16 protein-coding genes are annotated in these 17,957 nt (G+C 56.2%); 8 read left to right on the top strand and 8 right to left on the bottom strand.

Annotated features, from left to right (window positions below; genetic code table 11):
• Window positions 1–4 precede the first annotated feature (4 nt).
• Window positions 5–1,204 carry a PAS domain S-box protein gene (locus tag HY751_11995; protein ID MBI4667117.1) on the top strand — a complete coding sequence of 400 codons (1,200 nt, stop codon included), beginning with the start codon at window positions 5–7 and terminating at the stop codon, window positions 1,202–1,204.
• 108 nt (window positions 1,205–1,312) lie between these two features.
• Window positions 1,313–1,843 (top strand): HNH endonuclease, encoded by a 531-nt coding sequence (locus HY751_11990; protein ID MBI4667116.1) that lies wholly within the window; start codon window positions 1,313–1,315, stop codon window positions 1,841–1,843.
• Between the two features lie 20 nt (window positions 1,844–1,863).
• Here HY751_11990 and HY751_11985 read toward each other — a convergent pair whose 3' ends face one another.
• From HY751_11985 to lnt, 7 genes are all read right to left on the bottom strand, one after another.
• On the bottom strand, window positions 1,864–2,727 hold the full coding sequence (locus tag HY751_11985) for an ABC transporter permease (GenBank protein MBI4667115.1): 864 nt from the start codon (window positions 2,725–2,727) through the stop codon (window positions 1,864–1,866).
• Window positions 2,720–3,694: an ABC transporter permease gene (locus HY751_11980; protein MBI4667114.1), complete on the bottom strand. Its 975-nt coding sequence runs from the start codon at window positions 3,692–3,694 to the stop codon at window positions 2,720–2,722. Before HY751_11980 ends, HY751_11985 begins: the two co-directional genes overlap by 8 nt.
• A 33-nt stretch (window positions 3,695–3,727) precedes the next feature.
• On the bottom strand, window positions 3,728–4,936 hold the full coding sequence (locus HY751_11975) for a pyridoxal phosphate-dependent aminotransferase (GenBank protein ID MBI4667113.1): 1,209 nt from the start codon (window positions 4,934–4,936) through the stop codon (window positions 3,728–3,730).
• A 2-nt stretch (window positions 4,937–4,938) separates the two neighbouring features.
• Window positions 4,939–6,123 (bottom strand): cation diffusion facilitator family transporter, encoded by a 1,185-nt coding sequence (locus HY751_11970; protein MBI4667112.1) that lies wholly within the window; start codon window positions 6,121–6,123, stop codon window positions 4,939–4,941.
• 200 nt (window positions 6,124–6,323) lie between these two features.
• Entirely contained in the window at window positions 6,324–7,217 is an 894-nt protein-coding gene (locus HY751_11965) for an SDR family oxidoreductase (GenBank protein ID MBI4667111.1), read from the bottom strand.
• Window positions 7,214–8,134 carry a glycosyltransferase family 9 protein gene (locus HY751_11960; GenBank protein MBI4667110.1) on the bottom strand — a complete coding sequence of 307 codons (921 nt, stop codon included), beginning with the start codon at window positions 8,132–8,134 and terminating at the stop codon, window positions 7,214–7,216. The genes HY751_11965 and HY751_11960 overlap by 4 nt, the downstream gene beginning before the upstream one ends.
• Window positions 8,131–9,711 carry an apolipoprotein N-acyltransferase gene (gene lnt / locus HY751_11955; GenBank protein ID MBI4667109.1) on the bottom strand — a complete coding sequence of 527 codons (1,581 nt, stop codon included), beginning with the start codon at window positions 9,709–9,711 and terminating at the stop codon, window positions 8,131–8,133. The genes HY751_11960 and lnt overlap by 4 nt, the downstream gene beginning before the upstream one ends.
• Before the next feature lie 102 nt (window positions 9,712–9,813).
• Here lnt and HY751_11950 point away from each other — a divergent pair, with 102 nt between their 5' ends.
• The 5 genes from HY751_11950 to HY751_11930 all read left to right on the top strand — a co-directional run bounded on the left by HY751_11950 (window position 9,814) and on the right by HY751_11930 (window position 15,547).
• Window positions 9,814–10,842, top strand: a complete 1,029-nt coding sequence (locus HY751_11950) for a helix-turn-helix domain-containing protein (GenBank protein ID MBI4667108.1) — start codon at window positions 9,814–9,816, stop codon at window positions 10,840–10,842.
• A gap of 29 nt (window positions 10,843–10,871) precedes the next feature.
• The gene (locus HY751_11945; protein ID MBI4667107.1) at window positions 10,872–12,272 is read left to right on the top strand and encodes a purine-nucleoside phosphorylase; all 1,401 of its coding nucleotides are present in this window, start codon (window positions 10,872–10,874) and stop codon (window positions 12,270–12,272) included.
• 65 nt (window positions 12,273–12,337) lie between these two features.
• Window positions 12,338–13,060 carry an FHA domain-containing protein gene (locus tag HY751_11940; protein ID MBI4667106.1) on the top strand — a complete coding sequence of 241 codons (723 nt, stop codon included), beginning with the start codon at window positions 12,338–12,340 and terminating at the stop codon, window positions 13,058–13,060.
• A 130-nt stretch (window positions 13,061–13,190) separates the two neighbouring features.
• Window positions 13,191–14,789, top strand: a complete 1,599-nt coding sequence (gene nadB / locus HY751_11935) for an L-aspartate oxidase (GenBank protein ID MBI4667105.1) — start codon at window positions 13,191–13,193, stop codon at window positions 14,787–14,789.
• A 158-nt stretch (window positions 14,790–14,947) separates the two neighbouring features.
• Window positions 14,948–15,547 carry a hypothetical protein gene (locus tag HY751_11930; GenBank protein ID MBI4667104.1) on the top strand — a complete coding sequence of 200 codons (600 nt, stop codon included), beginning with the start codon at window positions 14,948–14,950 and terminating at the stop codon, window positions 15,545–15,547.
• 3 nt (window positions 15,548–15,550) lie between these two features.
• On the opposite strand, the gene HY751_11925 is transcribed toward HY751_11930, so the two are convergent.
• Window positions 15,551–16,654, bottom strand: a complete 1,104-nt coding sequence (locus tag HY751_11925; protein ID MBI4667103.1) for an RtcB family protein — start codon at window positions 16,652–16,654, stop codon at window positions 15,551–15,553.
• A 262-nt stretch (window positions 16,655–16,916) separates the two neighbouring features.
• Here HY751_11925 and HY751_11920 point away from each other — a divergent pair, with 262 nt between their 5' ends.
• Window positions 16,917–17,954 carry a sulfate ABC transporter substrate-binding protein gene (locus HY751_11920; protein ID MBI4667102.1) on the top strand — a complete coding sequence of 346 codons (1,038 nt, stop codon included), beginning with the start codon at window positions 16,917–16,919 and terminating at the stop codon, window positions 17,952–17,954.
• The last annotated feature ends 3 nt before the right edge of the window (window positions 17,955–17,957 follow it).

Below are 17,957 nucleotides of genomic sequence, written 5' to 3'. Positions count from 1 at the left end.
GCCAATGCTTGACCGGATACAAATTGAATCGGCCCTAAAAGAGTCTGAGGACCGGTTCAGTGGGGTTTTCGAGATATCCTCCATAGGCATGGCCCTTGTGTCCCTTGAGGGCAGATGGCTGAAGGTGAACCGTTCGCTTTGCGAGATAGTGGGGTATTCCGGTGAGGAAATGCTCACAAAAACCTTCCAGGATCTCACACGCCCGAACGATCTTGACGGCAAAATGAAGTTGGTGGAAAAGCTGGTATCCGGGGAGATTCCATATTTCCATACGGAAAACCGCTATCTCCATAAAGACGGGCATGTGGTGTGGGTTTTTCTGAGTGTTTTCCTGGTGCGCGACTCTAAAGGCGCTCCTCTTTACTTAGTATCCCAAATCCAAGACATCACCGGTCGCAAGAAAGCCGAGGAAATATTGCTGGAGTCGGAAAAGCTGGCCGCCATCGGCCAGTTGTCCGCAGGCGTGGCCCACGAGATAAACAATCCTGTCTCCTATGTGTACTCGAACACGGCCATGCTCCAGAAGTATGTGAGCGCCTTGTTAAGCCTGATAGAAGTGTATGAGAAAACCGAAAACCTTTGGACAGTGCGGATAGCCGAGGAAATAACCGATTTTAAAAAGAAGATAAAATTCAACCACCTGAAAACCGATATTTACAATCTGCTGGTTGAGTCGCGGCAGGGGCTGGCGAAGGTAACGAGTATTGTACAGGCGCTTCGGGACTACACTAGAGGGACGCCTAATGAACTGGAGTATTTTGACCTGCGCGGCGGAATTGACAGCGCATTGACCCTTGCCCACAGCGAGATCGCCAGCAAGGCGCGAGTGGAGAAGGAATACTGCGACATCCCGGCCGTGCAGTGCGTGCCGGCCCAGGTAAACCAGGTGTTCATGAACGTTTTGATGAACGCCGCCCAATCCATAGCGGGCAATGGCGTTATATATGTAAAAACCTTCCCGCATGAAGATGGAGTAACCGTGGAAGTGGCCGACACTGGCTGTGGCGTGGCGCCTGAGGCCATAAAACATTTGTTTGACCCGTTTTTCACCACAAGGCCCGTGGGAAAGGGGGCGGGACTTGGCCTTTATGTCTCCTACAACATTGTTAAGAAGCACAGGGGCTCCATAACGGTGGAAAGCGAGGTGGGCAAAGGGACCACGGTCAGGATCTGGCTACCGGTGAACCAGGAAAAGGGCCGCTGAAAATGCGGGCGGTCCAGCCGCCCACCACCACAATCACCCCCGTGTATTGACTTGCCCTCGCCAAAAACCCTAGAATTGCTGGAATATCTCTCCAACCAGAAAAAAGACATGGAGAACCTGCGGGCGTTAGTGCTCAATAACGCATACGAGCCCCTGCAGTTTACGGGCATGAGGCGGGCGCTTGTCCTCGTCATCAAGGGCAAGGCCGAGGCTGTGGAGAGCGACGGTTTCTTCTACCGCACCGTTTCCGAAACTTTCCGGTTGCCCACCGTTGTGCGGTTATACCGCTATGTTAACAGGCCGAGGAGGATAGGCGTCTCTTTCTCCAAGAAAAACGTTCTCCGCCGCGACGGTTACACCTGCCAGTATTGCGGCCACACCGGGAAGGATTTGACCATAGACCATGTGGCGCCCCGCTCATCCGGAGGTCTGACATCCTGGGAGAACGTGGTGGCGGCCTGCCGGAAATGCAACCTGCGCAAGGGGAACAAGTCTTTGCCGGATTCTGGCATGGAGCTTTTACGAAAACCCGCCAAGCCTTCGTTCATCGTCCACGCCCACATGCCCGAGAACACGCCAAAAACCCATCTGGAGGCGTGGATGAAGTATCTGCCGAAATCGAAAACGGATTATTACTAAGCCCGGGCGGCAAGCTTCCGTCAGTCCACCCGTGGGTCTAAAGCGTCGCGGATACCTTCGCCCAGCAGGTTATAGCCCAACACCGTTATAAGAATGGCCAGGCCGGGGAACACCGACAGCCACCAGGCGAACTCTATGTTGTCTTTCCCCAGGGTAAGTATGTTGCCCCAGCTTGGCGTGGGCGGCTGAACACCTATCCCCAAAAACGACAGCGCCGATTCCGTAAGTATGGCCCCGGCCACGTCCAGCGTGGCGGAGACCAGCACGGGAGACATGGCGTTGGGCAGTATGTGGCGGAATATTATCCCCGCGTCCCCCACCCCCAGCGCCCTGGCGGCCATCACAAAATCCCTCCGTTTGAGCGCCAGGAATTCCGCCCGCACAAGCCGCGCCACTCCCATCCAGCCGGTCACGCCGATGACCACCATGATGGTGTAGATGCTCGGCGGCAGGAAGGCTATCACCGCCAGTATCAGGAAGAAGGTGGGGATGGTGAGCATGATGTCCACCAGCCTCATCAACCCATTGTCCACCCATCCGCCGAAATAACCGGCGATAGCGCCGATGATAACCCCAATAGTGGTGGCCAGCCCCACCGCCACAAACCCCACCGTAAGCGAAATGCGGGAGCCGTAAACCATTCGCGAAAAAACGTCGCGCCCCAGGTCGTCGGCGCCAAGAATGTGATCGGAAGATGGAGGCGCCAGGATACGGGCCGTGTCTATCACCGATGGATCGTAAGGGGCTATTATCCCCGCGAAGATGGCCACCACGAAAAGTGATAACACAATGGCCCCGCCCGCCACCGCCAGCTTGTTCCTGCGGAACCTGCGCCAGAATATGGCCCAGTACCCGCCATGGGCGGAAACAGGCGCGTCAGTCATAGTGTATCCTCGGGTCCACGAAGGCGTAGGCCATGTCGGCCAGAAGGTTGGCCGCCAGGGTGAGCATTGCGCCCATCACAAGCTCCCCCATTATCAGAGGATAGTCCCGCGCCATCACCGCCTGGTAAAAAAGCTGGCCCATGCCGGGGATGGCGTATATCGTCTCGAAAATCACCGAACCGCCGATAAGGCCGGGTATGGAGAGCGCCAGAATGGTCACCACCGGCAACATGGCGTTTTTCAGGCAATGTTTGTATACCACCAGCCGCTCGGCCAAACCCTTGGCGCGCGCGGTGGTCACATAGTCCTGCCGGATGACCTCCAGCATATTCTGCCGCGTAAACCGCGAAAGCCCGGCAAGGCTGGTGAGCCCCGCCACCATCACGGGCATAACAAGATGCCGGGCGTAATCCACAAACTTGCCCCACCCGGTCATCTGCTCATGGTTGATTGAGGTGAGGCCCGAAATGGGGAGCCAGTTGAGCCATACGCCGAACAGCATCATCAATAGCAGGGCCAGCCAGAATGTGGGCATGGCGAACCCCACGAACACGAAGAGTGTGGTTAGCCTGTCGAACAGCGAATGACGCCTTACCGCCGACAGCACTCCCAAAGGCAATGCCACAAAGAAAACAATCGTAAGCGACAGCGCGTTGAGCGTAAGGGTAACGGGCATGCGCTCCAGTATCTTGTCCAGCACCGGACGCGAGTCCATGGAGAACGACACGCCGAAGTCCAGCCGGGCCACGTCGTACAGCCACAGGAAATACTGGGTGATCACGGGTTTGTCCAGATGGTACATCTCCCTCAGCCGCTTGATGGATTCCGGAGAAGCGTTGGGGTTTAAGTCGGTCACAAGCTCTGTGGGATCCCCCGGGGCCAGATGGATGATAAAGAATGATATGACCGTAATGCCCAACAGCATGGGGATTATTAGAAGCAGACGGCGGATTATGTATGCGCGCATTTGGTTACAAGCCCGGCGTTATTATAAAGCCGTTCATTCCTTTCCATCTGGCGCGCTTCCCTCTCTGGCCTGCCGGATGGCCTCGGCGAAAGCAGGCAGGGCGCCCCTGCAGGTCTCCGGCGCGCAACAGAAGGCTATTCTGAAATAACCCGGCGCGCCGAACCCGCTCCCCGGCACCACCAGGGTGTTCATGCTTTTGAGGATGTTCACGAACTCCACATCGTCGGGAACCGGCGACTTGGCGAAAATGTAAAACCCGCCCATGGGGGGCGTGATCCCGTATCCCGCCGCGGCAAGCCCGTCCAGCAATATCCTGCGGTTCTCCGCGTAAACGCTCATGTCCGGCGCCACATCCTGCATTCCCGCCACAAGCCGTTGAAACAGCGCCGGGGCGTTCACAAATCCCAAAATCCGGATGGCCAGCGTCATGGCGTCGAAAATCCTGCCCGCGTGCTCCACTTCCGGGTGTATGGCTATATAGCCGATGCGCTCGCCCGGAAGGTTCAGGTCCTTGGAATGGGATGTGGCCACGATTACGTTATTCCCCGCCAGAAAAACGTTGGGAGCCGTCACGTTGTCATAAGTAAGTTTCCTGTACGGCTCGTCCATTACAAGGTATATCTTGCGCCCGTATTCCGCCGTGCGTTCCGCAAGCAGGCGCGACACCGCCGCCAGCGCATCCGCCGGATATATGGCCCCGGTGGGATTATTGGGGGAATTAAGGAGGACGACGCGAGTTCTCGGTGTGATGGCTTTTTCAATCTCGCCAGCGTCTATCTGGAAATCCGGCGTGGTCCGCGCAACTTTTATGGAGACGTTGTGGTTGTCGGCGTAAAAGTTGTACTCGGCGAAATAGGGGGCCAGAATGACCATTTCATCGCCCGGAGCGCAAAGGGCTTTTATTATCACGTTCAACGCCCCGCCCGCCCCCACGGTCATTATTACGTTGCCGATCCCGAAGGGAAGACCAGTGGCCGCCTTCAGGTAGCCTGCTATTTTCGCCCTGGCTTCCGGCAGGCCCGCGTTGGGCATGTACCTGTGCGCCCCCTTGCCCCGTTCCGAGGCCAGCCGGGCAAGCTCTTGGGCCACTTCTTCCGGAGGCTCCCCCACGGGGTTGCCCAGGGTGAAATCGAAAACATTCTCTTCCCCCACCTGGGCTTTAAGACGCGCCCCCTCCTCGAACATCCTGCGTATCCAGGATGACCGCTCCATCATCTCCGCGATTTTACCGGATATGGGCATGGCTAGGCTTTTCCTCCGCTCTTTCTGGGCGGGTAAAACTCGTGCTCCAAAACGCCTTGGGTAAGCCTTCCACGTATAACGGCCATATCCAGCCCCTGGTGGCGCAGAAGGTTGTCATGCAGTTTCTTCACCCGTTCCCGGGCCTCGCCAATGGTTACGGTGTCATCGAAATCCACATTGAAATCAACCATCACTTTCCCACCCAAAAGGTGGAAGATAAGCTCCGACACGCCTTTTACACCATCTATGGATTCCGCCTCTTTTTTCACCAACTCTTCCACTCTTGCGCGGTTTGTGTCGATTATCTTGTAGTAAACATCGAACTCGGCGTCTATATGCACCAGCGCGTCGGCCACGCCCGCTTTTTTGCGCAGGTTGTCCCGGACGGTCTCCGACACGTTATGCGCCTCGGAGATGGATATGTTCGGCTGGACCATCACATGCACGTCCACGAAAATGTCCGCCCCCAGCCGCCTTGTGCGGAGTTCGTGAAAGTGGATGACCCCGTCGGTCTTCATGATCACGGCTTTTATTTCTTTCATCTGCTCGGGCGGAAGCGATGTGTCCATCAGGTCTTTTAGCGCCTGCCAGAATATCTCCCAGCCCACCTTCTCCACCATGAACACCACCACTATGGCCGCCAGCGGATCGAGCAGGGGGAACCCGGCGATGGCCCCCAGGATGCCCAACAGAGCCGCCACCGCAGATAGAGAATCGCTCCTGTGCTCCCAGGCGTTGGCTATTATCGACTGGTTGCTGATCTTTTTGCCCACCCGCAGGGTGTAAAAGAAAAGCGCTTCTTTTATAAGGATGGACGCCGCGGCGCCCCAGGCGGCCACCCATGTGGGGGTTGTGATGGGGCCGCCTGTTATCTTCTGCACAATCTCAAAAAGTATGAACAGCCCCACGCCAAGCAACGACCCGCCCATCACCAGCGAACCGATAGTCTCCGCCCGGCCATGGCCGTATGGATGCTGTTCGTCGGCCTCTTTGCCGGCAACCTTGATGGTGACCAGCAGGAACAGGTCTGTAAGCAGGTCCGACAATGAATGGACCGCGTCGGCTATCAGAGCCTGGGAGGAGCCAATAAAACCAGCCGCGAACTTTATGCCCACCAGCCCCATGTTCACCACGGCGCCCGCCACGGTCACATTCCAGGCTTCGGCTGTCCTCAGCTGGCGATTCATGTTGGCGTGCTGGTATTGATGATCCAAACCGGTCACCTCTTAAAAATCACGTCCGCTATAACTTTGTGGGCGCCCTTCACGCGCCTGGACACAGAAGCCTCCACCCCAATGGTGACGCTACAAATGTCCTCGATAACTTTCATGCCGGTTATTACCTTCACATGGATTTTTTTAGGATGATAACACAAAGGCCAGGGGTCTTATCCCCGCTCCACCTCAGCCTTAAACCGCTCCAGCGCGGCGTTTAAATGGGTTGGGCTCCAGCCGGTCATTTTCTTGAGCTTCGCGTTCGAAAGGGAGCAGTCCGCCGGGCGCGGCGCGTGGCCGGGCATGTCGGTCATGCGTATGGGAGCAAGGAGCCTGTCCGAAAATCCGAAGGCGAAGCAGAAACGGAGCATGAACTCATGCCTGCTCAGCCTCTCGTCCCCTGCCGCATGGAACACTCCCGAAAGCCCATGATCCATGATGGCCGACACGGCGGAGGCGGAATCCTCCACATAAAGGAACGAGCGGTACTGGTCGCTGAAAACTTTCATTTCAGCGCCCGCGGCCAGTTTTCCCACAGCGGTCTCGAAAAAGCCGGGGCGTTTGCCCGAGCCTTTGCCGAACACTATGGCGGTGCGCAGGATGGCGGTTTTACCCGGATTGGCCTCCATGGCGGCCCGCTCACCATCCAGCTTTGTTTTGGCGTAAACGTTGAGGGGGTTAGGGCTGTCCTCTTCCGTATAGTTTCCCTTACGCCCGTCGAATACCAAATCGGTGGAATAATGTATCAGCCTTGCCCCGGCTTTATGGCACGCGGCCGCCACGTTCATGGCGGCGGTCACATTCAGCAGATGGGCGGTTTGCGGCTCTTTTTCGCAAAGGTCCGCGTCCGCGCAGGCGGCCATGTTCACCACCCAATCCGGATCTATTCGCGTGACCAGTTTTTCCACGGCATAGGCGTCGGTAATATCCAGCCGTTGCGGATTCGCCACTCCGGCCGGGATGTAATCGTGGAACACAGGTATAACCTCGCAACGGCCCGCAATCCCCCGGGCCACGCTCCATCCTATGTTCCCTCCGGCTCCGATAACAGCCACCCTGTCTTTCATGCGGCGCTCATTACGCCCCTGGCCATATTGAAAAGTTTTTCGAAAACCATTGTTGGTTTCAACAGCTCCATTCGGCCTTCAGGGGCCTTCATAATCTCCACCCTCGGACCCAAAGGGCCCCATATTTCCGGTTTGGTTGGGCCGAATAAGGCTACCGTGGGCGCTCCTATCATGGCCGAAAGATGGGTGACTCCGGAATCGGCCCCAACAACAACCGCCGCTCCCGCCAACGTTACCGCCAGTACGTCCAGCGGCGGCTCAAACAGCGGCTCCGCCACACCGGACCGGATCAAGTCTTCCAGAGCGCCTTGGGCGGCCCGGCCCATCTCCGCCGGGCCGAATACCAGAGTCACGCCGCCACCGGCTCTCCGCTTCCACTCCAGTGCCAATTCCCTGATGTGTCCGGATGGCCAGTCCTTTTTCGCGGAGCCGGAACCCGTGTGAATCACCAATCCCGAGTTGCCGGACTGGCTCCATTTAATGACCGGCTCTGGATAATGGGTTATGTCCGGTGGATCTATGCCCAGTTTCTCCGCCAGCGAATGGATAATAAAAAGGTGGTATAACCCGTCATGGTTTTCCGGAGGCAAAGGATTTATGCGAATAACATGGCCCGGAGCCGCTTGAGCGAGATTTTTAATGAAAGATCCGTCCGCATCGGCCTTCACCGCCACCACGACGCCGAAACCATTCAGGGCGCCCGAAAGCTTTTTTGAGGGCTCCGAATAGGCGCTTTCAAACTCCGCCATTTCTTCGGCGATAAAAGGAATTCCGAATACTCCATCCACTAGATGGCGGTATTTCGATGGCCCCATGAAACTTGTCTGAAAACCTTTATCTTTGAGAAAACACGCGGCCGACAGGGTCAACAGGGTGTCGCCAAGCCCGCCGTTGCGGATCAAAAGCGCTTTTTTCATTTATACCCCTGCCTTGCCAAAAGATGCCGTCCCGCGAACGCAAAAGTCACCATCACGCATATCCACGCGAATATATCGCCCGAAAGGGAATATGTGGTTCCATTGGATTTTGCCGGGACAAAGGAGCCATATAATGTTGTCTCCACGAACAGCGGGGTTTGGGCCATTATCTCCCCCTTCGGCGTTACGATGGCGGATACCCCAGATTGCGCGGCGCGCAGAAGTGGCAGGCGGTTCTCCACGGCGCGGAACACCCCCATGGCAAGACTCTGACGGGACGCGGGTGAAACGCCGTACCATGAATCGTTGGTGATGTTCACCAGCGCCCCGGCCCCTTTGTTCGCTATTTCCCGGGAGAACTGGGGGAAAATCACCTCGTAGCATATTTGGAGCCCCACCTTGAATCCGCCAGCGTCCAGCGCTTTCACGGTGGAACCGGGCTCCATGTCGCCGATAGCGGTCACAACCCTGTGGATGAAGGGGAGCGCGCGTTTCATCGGCACATATTCGCCAAACGGCACCAGCCGCAACTTATCGTAATATTCCCGGAATCCGTCTGGCCGGACAACCCATGCCCGGTTGTATTCCACCAGCGAGTCGGGTCCCTGGTCGTAAGCGGGCGCGCCGAATATCAGCGCCGCACCCGTATCTTTCACGAGGTTGTCTATTATCGCGTCACCGCCCGGCTCCTGGCCGTAGTAGAAAGGCGCCGCCGCCTCGGGCCAGATAACCAGCGTTGCGCCCCTACGGGCGGCCTCTATTGTCCTGCCTGTGTAAATCTGTATCTGCGGCATGATATAGGAGCGGTCCCATTTCCGGGCCTGGTCTATGTTCCCCTGGATAATGGCCACCCTCACCGGCTCCCCCGCGGGCTCCGGCGCGTTCAACTTTACAACGCCGTAAGCCAGCGCGCCCGCGAACATAAGCGTAGCCGCCCCGGCCCAGCGCACAGGGAACCCGGCTTTGCCCCCTCGCGGCTGTTCCGTGGCGCAAACCAGGATCCTCGCCAGCGCAATGTTCACCGTTACTATAAGGAACGTAAGGCCATCTTCCCCGGTGATGTCGGCCATCTGGATCATGGTAAGAAACGGCGCCTGGGACTGGGCCAGTTTGGCCCATGGGAACGCCAGGTCAAAAAAGTTCGACCGGAAAAACTCCTGCGCCACCCAAATAAACGGGGCCGCCGCAAAAGCGTAATCCTCCGAAGACCTGGATTCCACCACGGAAAACAGATAACCGAAAAGAGACGTGTAGAAAGCCGCCGCCATGGTTATCATCACCTGCACGGGTATGGCCGCGTAGAGGGGTAAATGGCCATATACCGTAATGGTGTTTATGATCCACCGCAGGGTCACCCCGTAAAAAACCACCCCGGCAAGAAAACCGATAAGCGCCCCGTGGAGGGGGGATTTGCCCCGTAACGCCATGAACAAAGGGACCATGGCCGCCCACATAAGCGGCCACGCGTTGAAATCAGGAAACGCCAGGGCCATCATGGCGCCCGACACAATGGCGGCCCCGCCCGCCGCCAGCGGCGCTTTACGGCCCGGCTCTGTAATGTTATAAGATAAAGCCATGTATTCCGTGGTATTTAGACGAAAATTCATATTATAGTCTTCCTGCGGATTTGACGGTACAATAACGGTTTTTACAGCCAAACGGGAGCGGTTCTCGGCAGAATGAGCGACACTTTAGGCAAGGTCCTGGCCTCGGCCCGGACAAAAAGGGGCCTTACGGTGGAAGATGTGGCCAAGGTCACCCGGATAAACGCCAAGTTCATCCGGATGATTGAGGCGGACCAGTACGAGCAGTTGCCCGGGGCCGTGTTCATCAAAGGGCTTCTAAGGTCATACGCCGGGGTTGTGGGATTGTCCGGTGATGAGATGGTGGCCCGTTACGACTCGCTTGGACTGCCAGTGACCGACAGAAGCCCCCAACTAATTTCAATGCCATTGAGGCCTCGCGGCGCCGCTCAAAAAATCGCAGGGGCCGGTCTGCTGGTTTTTATGGCGATATTCGGGTTTTTATATTATTTGGCCAGGCCTGCGGAAGTGGAAGATATCTCTTTGGCTCCAACACCTGTTGTAAAACCCCAAGTGACGCCACCTCCTGCCCCTCTGGTTGATGAAGCGGCTGTAGCGCCCGAGGCGCAACCTGCTGTGGAACCGGGGAAAACCTCTGTTTTAACTCCCGCAATTCCGCCCGCTCCAGTTCCGGCGGCCTCCAATAAACCGGCGGAGCCGATTAAACCGTTCACCGCGCCTTCAATCGCGCCGGTGAAACCGGCCCCGGCGCCGCAACAACAAGTTTTATCCCCCAAACCCGTGGATACGGTAAAACCGGTTAAGGCTTCAACCGTAAAACCAGGACCTACCCCGGTTTTGGTAAAACCCGCTGAGCCGGTAAAGCCCGCGGTTGAGACCAGGAATGAGCCCCCCCTTATACAGGAAAACAAGGAGAAGGGGAACAGGCTCACCATTTCCGCCGATGCGGAGTCGTGGATTGGTATCTCCGTGGACGGGCAGGAGCCCAAGCAGGCTTATCTGAAGGCCGGGGAAAAGATTACCTGGCGTGGGGATAGAAAATTCAGGATAACCATTGGCAACGCCGCGGCCACAAAGGTTTTCCTGAACGGTAGAGAGGTGAAGCTCTCAAAGCCGCTTCAAAACGTGATCAAAGACATGGAAATCACGGTTCCCGCCCAATAACGGGATCCGAATAATAAAGAAAGAACCGGATGAACGAAATACCTGAAGATAGCACGGCCGACGAATCCAGCGAGGATTCGGACAGGTCCTCACACCGGCGCGAACGCAGATTGCCCCGGAGAAACATCGCCCGCCCTGGCTCGTTGCGAAGGAAAATGCCGGAAGAGCCGCATGAGCCAAAACACCCCCACCATGCAAGGGAGGCGGAAGAGACCGCCAGACCCGAGCATGTTGAACGCGGGGAATCCGCCGACAGGGAGGAGCGTCCCGCCAGAAGGCCGGGCGTGCGGCGTGGTGGCGTTCGCCAGGGATTGGTTAGAAAAACACCGTCCGGGCTTCAACCCCCGCAGGAGCGGAAAAAACCGGCGCAAGATTGGGAGGAGGAAAAGGCTCCGGCGCGCAGGGGTGGAAGAAAACCTCGCGACAACCAGGAAGAAGAGGGTTATGAGGTTCGCACCCTGCCGGATGGAACATCCCAGCGGGTAAAGATTTCCGCCAAGAAACCCGCCGTGCCCCGAAGAAGAGAGCGGGAAAGCCTTTTCGGGCCCGGTCCGGCTATAGCCCCCATATTAGGGGGAAGCCTATGGGAACGGGGCAAGCGTAACGCGGGTAAGTCTCAACCGGCGGGAGGGGTTTCCGACGCGGCTGAATATCTTAAAAAAGCATTGGGGATGACCCCCAGGGTGGCGGTGATCCTTGGTTCAGGCCAGGCGGCGGTTTCTACGCTGGTCCATGGCAGGTCCGTATCTTTCACGGAGATACCCGGGTTTTCCGCGACACTGGTTCCTGGCCATCCCGGCCTTATAAAGGCTGGAATGGTTGAGGGGACGCAGACCCTCTTCTGTGAAGGAAGGCGGCATTTTTACGAGACCGGCTCCATGGCCGAAACCACATTCGCAGTGAAGGCGTTTTTGGAAATGGGAGTGGAGCGGCTCATAGTGTGTACTTCGGCTGGAGCGCTAAATCCCGATTTTGCCCCAGGTGATATAATAATCGTCGAAGATCACATAAACCTGATGGGGGATAATCCTCTGGTAGGCTCAAGCCCGGCGGAAGATCCCTCGGTTTTTGTGGATCCGTCCACCGCTTACGACCGGGAAGTAATAGAAATGTCGGACCGGATATTACGGGACGCCCGGGTGCGGGGCGGCGTGGGTACGCTGGCGGCCACAAGTGGGCCTGTTTACGAAACCCCCGCCGAGCGGCGCATGTTGCGTTCCGCTGGGGCGGACGCGGTTTGCATGTCCGTGATACCCGAGGTTATAGTGGCCGCCCGCGCGGGGGCTCCTGTAACGGCGCTGGCCCTCATTGTGAACGACGCCATGGAGGGGAGAAACGCGCCGTTAACCCACGAGGCGGTAGCCGCCGCGGGAAAAAGACATTGCGTTGGACTCAAGAGGCTTGTGAGCGCCATTCTGCGCAACAGCTAGCGCATTGGAAAAACAGAAGTTGAATGGAAGCTCCAAACTGTTATAAAATCTCGAACTGGTGATTAATGGCCAAACTGATAATTACTTTTAAAGACAAAGTCCTTCAGGAGATCGAGCTTTCCAAGACTATCTCCATAGGGAGGGAGACGGGGGATATCCTTATTAAAAACCCCGCCGTTTCCGCCCGGCACGTTAAAATCGAGAAGGCCGGGAACAAGTTCACCATTACCGATCTGGGCTCCACCAACGGCACTTTCGTTAATAACGAAAAAATCACCACACAAGAGCTTAAATCCGGCGACCAGATCACCATAGGCAGGCACATATTAAAATTCGAGAATCCCGAACAGGCCCCCAAGGAGGAGACTTTCGATTTGGGGTTCGACCAGGACCTGGGCGGAAAAACCATGATGATGGACTCGTCCGCTCTTAAGGCCATCACATCCACCCAGCCACCCATGCCGGCGGACACCACGCAGAAACTGGAGCGCAAGGAGGCGGCGAAGCTTTTCCTGATGCAGTCCTCCGGCGCGCCCCGGGTTATGAAGCTGGAGAAAGAGACCACGCTCATAGGCTCGTCGGACACTTCGGACATCCAGATTAAGGGGCTCACGATTGGCAGGGTGGCCGCCGTTATCTCCCGCAACGCGGATCAATACGAGATCACATTCCAGGGCGGCATGGCCCGGCTGAAGGTGAACGGAAAGCAGGAGGAAAGGCGCGTTCTTGCCAATGGCGACAAGTTCTCCATAGGCTCCTACAACTTCGAGTTCCGGACGGCTCTCTAACTTTCCGCGGCTCTTTCCTGTTTCCCGGCGGAAAGCTTGTTAAGGCCGCCTTTTTTATTAAACCCATATTCAGGCCGTTTAAACTCCTCCACCAGAGGCGACCCGGCCCAATGTTACAGTCGGCGGTTCCATGGCAAGAAGGGAATTCGATTTTCTAGTTATCGGCTCCGGCATTGCCGGATTATCTTTCGCCATTAAGGCCGCCCGCTTGGGGACGGTGGCGCTGGTGACCAAGAAAGGCCTTGCCGAATCCAACACCAACCAGGCCCAGGGGGGCATAGCCGCCGCCCTGGCCAGCGACGATTCTTTCGACCTTCACATCCGCGACACACTGGAAACCGGCGGCGGATTGTGCCATCTGGACGCGGTACGGATACTTGTGGAGAACGGCCCCGCCATGATCCAGGAGTTGATGGAGTTTGGCGCAAGGTTTTCCAGCGGTGAGACAGGGCTGGACCTGGGCCGTGAGGGGGGGCATAGCCGCAGGCGCATCGTACACGCCAACGACCTTACCGGGTCCGAAATCGAGCGGGCCCTTATAGACACCGCCCGCAAGAACCCAAACATATCCATCTTCGAAAACCATATCGGAGTAAACCTTATCTCCCTTTCTAAAATGAGCGGGGGAAGAATAGAGCCTGGCCAGGAAAAAGACGCCTGCCTTGGCGCCTATGTCATGAACAAGGAAACCGGGGAGATAGACGTGTTCGCCGCCAAGGCCACATTTCTGGCCACCGGTGGCGTGGGGAAGGTTTATCTATACACATCCAACCCGGATATAGCTTCCGGCGACGGAATAGCCATGGCCAGGCGCATCGGGGCCAGGATAGCCAATATGGAGTTCATGCAATTCCACCCCACTTGCCTTTATCACCCGCTGGCCAAGTCTTTCCTTATATCCGAGGCCGTGCGGGGTGAAGGGGCCCAGCTGAAACGCGCCGACGGCGCAACCTTCATGGAAGGGTACCACCCCATGGGCTCCCTGGCCCCAAGAGACGTGGTAGCCCGCGCCATAGACCGGGAAATGAAAAAAAGCGGCGCCGATTTCGTGTATCTGGACACAACCATCATAGATCCGGAGCTTTTTCCCAGGCGTTTCCCCACCATTAACGCCACATGTTTGAAATTCGGGTACGACCCTACCCGGCAGATGATCCCCGTTGTGCCAGCCGCCCATTACATGTGCGGCGGCGTAGTGACAGACCTTTGGGCGAAAACCTCGGTGCCGGGACTTTTCGCCGCGGGCGAATGCGCCCATACCGGCGTGCATGGCGCCAACAGGCTGGCCTCCAACTCCCTTCTGGAGGCGGTGGTATTCGCCGACCGCGCGGCCAAATCCGCCGCCGGTTGGATACAGGGGCGTTGCGTTCCAAACGGGCCCATACCTGAATGGGATTACGGCAAGGCCGTGGACGCTGACGAACAGGTTGTAATTAACCACATGTGGGACGAACTCCGCAGGCTTATGTGGAACTATGTAGGTATCGTCCGGACCGACAAGCGCCTGGCCCGCGCCAGGAACAGGATAGCCCTGCTGACGCAAGAGATCGAGGATTACTACTGGAACTTTGTTATAACTCCAGACCTTATAGAACTTCGAAACCTGGCCGTCAACGCCGGGCTGATAGTAGAATGCGCCCTGCTCCGAAAAGAATCCCGGGGGTTGCACTATAACCTGGATTACCCGGAAAAAGACGACGGCGGTTTCCTTAAAGACACTCTCATTTAGTTCCCGTCACTTCCCAAGCCATCTCCGCGCCGCAAAACATGCATCAATAAAGCTTCTTATATTAAGCATAAATTAACAGCGCGTTTCTATTGACCTTGAGTTAATGAAAGGGTAATAATTTATAAAACATCAATTCGCATCCGCTCGGGGTTTGTGGCATGTACAGTACCGCTAAGGTGTTAGCTAACGGTTTAATTGAACTCCCCGCCGAAGTCATGGAGCGTCTCGACATCCGTGAGGGTGACGCGCTTGTGCTGGGCGAGACCAGAGACGGCGTCCTGCTTAAAAAGGGCAAAACCATCCTGGATTACGCCGGGGTAATTACGCACCTCGGCTCCGGATCAGGCGCATACCGGGAACGGTTGATCCAGGAAGTGGCCCGGGAATACGCCAAAGGCAAAAGGGACACTTTACTTATTTTCCGCATCCTATCCGGCGATTACCGCTGGCAAGAGCGTTTCACCGAAGAATTCACGGAAACCACTGGCGGCGGGATGCCTTACACAATCTCTCCCTCCGCCATACTGGAAACGGTAAACGTTTTGGAGGCTGTTTACAAATTCGACAAGACAACCGTCGCCGAAGTGGTGGAATCAATATTAAACACCCCGTTCTTCCATTGCGAGATGGACGACATATTCCGCAAAGCCCTGAAAGCGTACGTGGAGCGGGAGGTAAAATTCGGCGACGCGGTGATGGTTTACTGGGGGTTCTGGACGGAATCGTTACCGTTCCTTTCCAGCGAGGCGGCCTGCTGAAAATCAGCCTTTGATATTTATGACCGGTTTTAGATGGTGTTTCACATCCACCAGGTCTTTTTGTAGCCTCATTATCTCGAAAATGTCCTTGTAGGCTCCGGGGGCCTCGTCCAGCGTGGCCCTTTCCACCCGGGCGGTGACGCCTGAAAGCTGATTTTTGAACGAATCCATCGAAATGTTTTCCTTGGCCTTGTTTCTGCTCATGGCCCGCCCGGCGCCATGGGACGATGAACACAGGCTCTCCTTGTTCCCCTTCCCCACGGTGATAAAACTACCGTCCCGCATGTTTCCGGGTATGACCCCTTCCATGCCGGCTTCCGCATGGGTTGCGCCTTTTCTATGGATCCACAGCCCCTCTTTCTCCTCGGCGTGGTTATGATGCCGGTTGATGAACTCCAGCGTCTCCGGCTGTTCGCCCCTGCGCGTATAGTAATAAACCTCCCGTAAGACACGCTCTATGATGCGTTTGCGGTTCTCCAGGGCGAACTTGAGGCAGAAATTCATGTCGGTTATGTAGTCTTGCCCCGCATTGGATTTCACCTGGAACCCATAATGCCCCTCTTTGGCTTTTTCCGAGCCGCTGGCCTGTTTCATGTAAAGGGTGGCCACGGAATGACCCACATGGCGGGATCCGGAATGCACCACCACCCAAACGCGCCCCTCTTCATCGTGGCTGATTTCTATAAAATGGTTGCCCCCGCCCAGAGAGGCCAACTGGGTCAAACCGTTTTCCCTTTCGAATATTTTTTTCAGGGTTGGGGTCATGGGGATTTTCTCGTAATCCCAAGGCTCCGGACGTTTATTGTGGTCGAACCCGGTGGGTACGGCGCGGTAGATGCTTTTGAAAATATCCACCCGGTGAGGTTCCACCTCGTCCATCATCAACGGCGTCTTCACGGCGCACATTCCGCACCCGATGTCGTACCCCACCCAAGCTGGAAGTATTACCCCATCGGTGGCCACCACCGCGCCGATGGGGAGCGAGTAGCCCACATGGGCGTCCGGCAATAAAACCCCTTTCACGGCGAATGGCTGGTTTATTGCCGAGTAAAATTGCTCCAGCGTACCCGCATCCAGGTTCTCGCCAAAGATTTTGATGGGTTTCATGGGGCCAGTATCCTCCCTTACCCAAATTATATTCCCCATAACCATCGTTTGTAATAGTGGATATGATTAACAACCCAGAACCTAAGCATCGCCCCATATATTCAATAGGTTCTCATAGTTTTTTCTGGTGATTCGCATTTTTTCCTTTGACAACCACCCCTGATTACATCTATTATTCCTATGTATTTTATAGGAATTATGTCAAGGGCGAAGCGCCTATTGATAATATGGGCTGGGAAACGAAAACTGGAAGTAACGAACAATGAACAAAAACATCATCTTCAAGCTAAAAACCCTTGTCGCCGGACTGGCCATTTTGACACTGGCGGCTGGATACACTCCCGCCTTCGCCCAAGTAAAACCGGTGGAGATTCTAAACGTTTCTTACGATCCTACCCGGGAGCTATACGAAGACTATAACAAAGCGTTCGGAGCGTACTGGAAGAAAAAAACCGGGCAGAGTGTTACCGTCCGGCAATCCCATGGGGGCTCCGGCAAACAGGCCCGCGCCTTGATAGACGGGCTGGAGGCGGACGTGGTGACACTGGCCCTAGCCTACGACATAGACGAAATAGCCGCAAAAGGAAAACTGCTGGCGCCAGACTGGCAAAAAAAGCTGGGCCACAACAGCTCTCCATACACTTCAACCATCGTCTTCCTGGTGCGTAAGGGCAATCCAAAAAAAATAAAAGATTGGGACGATCTTGTAAAACCCGGTGTTTCAGTAATAACGCCCAATCCAAAAACCTCCGGCGGCGCCCGATGGAATTACCTGGCCGCCTGGGGTTACGGGCTGACCAAATTTGGCCAAGATGAAACGAAGGCGCGGGATTTCCTCTCCCGGCTTTACAAAAACGCCCCGGTGCTGGATTCGGGCGCCCGGGGGGCAACCACCACTTTCGTCAAACGCTCCATTGGCGACGTGTTGCTGGCCTGGGAAAATGAGGCATACCTGGCCGTGAAAGAATCTGGAAAAGACAGTTTTGATATAGTCACTCCATCGGTATCCATCCTCGCCGAGCCTCCAGTGGCGGTGGTGGATAAAGTTGTGGAGCGCCACAAAACCAGGGAGGTGGCCAGCGCCTATCTGGAATATCTGTATTCCCCCGAGGGCCAGGCTATAGCGGCCCGGCATTATTACAGGCCAATCTCCAAAGACGCGTTGAAAGGGGCGGCGGTGAAATTCGCCGATTTAAAGCTTCTCACCGTAAACGATGTGGCTGGTGATTGGGCCAAGGCGCACAAGAAATTTTTCGCCGACGGCGCGCTGTTCGACCAGATTTTCCTTAAGGGCCGGTAAAAC

Source organism: Nitrospinota bacterium, from assembly GCA_016208975.1.
In the GTDB taxonomy this organism is placed as follows: domain Bacteria; phylum Nitrospinota_A; class UBA7883; order UBA7883; family JACRLM01; genus JACQXA01.
The sequence above is the reverse complement of the archived record's forward strand: the minus strand, read 5'-3'. Positions and strand labels throughout refer to the sequence as shown.

Excerpts from the sequence above, each read along its gene's own strand:
- HY751_11990 (MBI4667116.1), top strand. The coding sequence starts at position 1,313 with ATGGAGAACCTGCGGGCGTTAGTGCTCAATAACGCATACGAGCCCCTG.
- HY751_11995 (MBI4667117.1), top strand. The coding sequence starts at position 5 with ATGCTTGACCGGATACAAATTGAATCGGCCCTAAAAGAGTCTGAGGAC.
- nadB (MBI4667105.1), top strand. The coding sequence starts at position 13,191 with ATGGCAAGAAGGGAATTCGATTTTCTAGTTATCGGCTCCGGCATTGCC.
- HY751_11945 (MBI4667107.1), top strand. The coding sequence starts at position 10,872 with ATGAACGAAATACCTGAAGATAGCACGGCCGACGAATCCAGCGAGGAT.
- HY751_11980 (MBI4667114.1), bottom strand. The coding sequence starts at position 3,694 with ATGCGCGCATACATAATCCGCCGTCTGCTTCTAATAATCCCCATGCTG.
- HY751_11950 (MBI4667108.1), top strand. The coding sequence starts at position 9,814 with ATGAGCGACACTTTAGGCAAGGTCCTGGCCTCGGCCCGGACAAAAAGG.
- HY751_11930 (MBI4667104.1), top strand. The coding sequence starts at position 14,948 with ATGTACAGTACCGCTAAGGTGTTAGCTAACGGTTTAATTGAACTCCCC.
- HY751_11960 (MBI4667110.1), bottom strand. The coding sequence starts at position 8,134 with ATGAAAAAAGCGCTTTTGATCCGCAACGGCGGGCTTGGCGACACCCTG.
- HY751_11985 (MBI4667115.1), bottom strand. The coding sequence starts at position 2,727 with ATGACTGACGCGCCTGTTTCCGCCCATGGCGGGTACTGGGCCATATTC.
- HY751_11925 (MBI4667103.1), bottom strand. The coding sequence starts at position 16,654 with ATGAAACCCATCAAAATCTTTGGCGAGAACCTGGATGCGGGTACGCTG.
- HY751_11920 (MBI4667102.1), top strand. The coding sequence starts at position 16,917 with ATGAACAAAAACATCATCTTCAAGCTAAAAACCCTTGTCGCCGGACTG.
- lnt (MBI4667109.1), bottom strand. The coding sequence starts at position 9,711 with ATGGCTTTATCTTATAACATTACAGAGCCGGGCCGTAAAGCGCCGCTG.
- HY751_11975 (MBI4667113.1), bottom strand. The coding sequence starts at position 4,936 with ATGCCCATATCCGGTAAAATCGCGGAGATGATGGAGCGGTCATCCTGG.
- HY751_11940 (MBI4667106.1), top strand. The coding sequence starts at position 12,338 with ATGGCCAAACTGATAATTACTTTTAAAGACAAAGTCCTTCAGGAGATC.
- HY751_11965 (MBI4667111.1), bottom strand. The coding sequence starts at position 7,217 with ATGAAAGACAGGGTGGCTGTTATCGGAGCCGGAGGGAACATAGGATGG.
- HY751_11970 (MBI4667112.1), bottom strand. The coding sequence starts at position 6,123 with ATGAATCGCCAGCTGAGGACAGCCGAAGCCTGGAATGTGACCGTGGCG.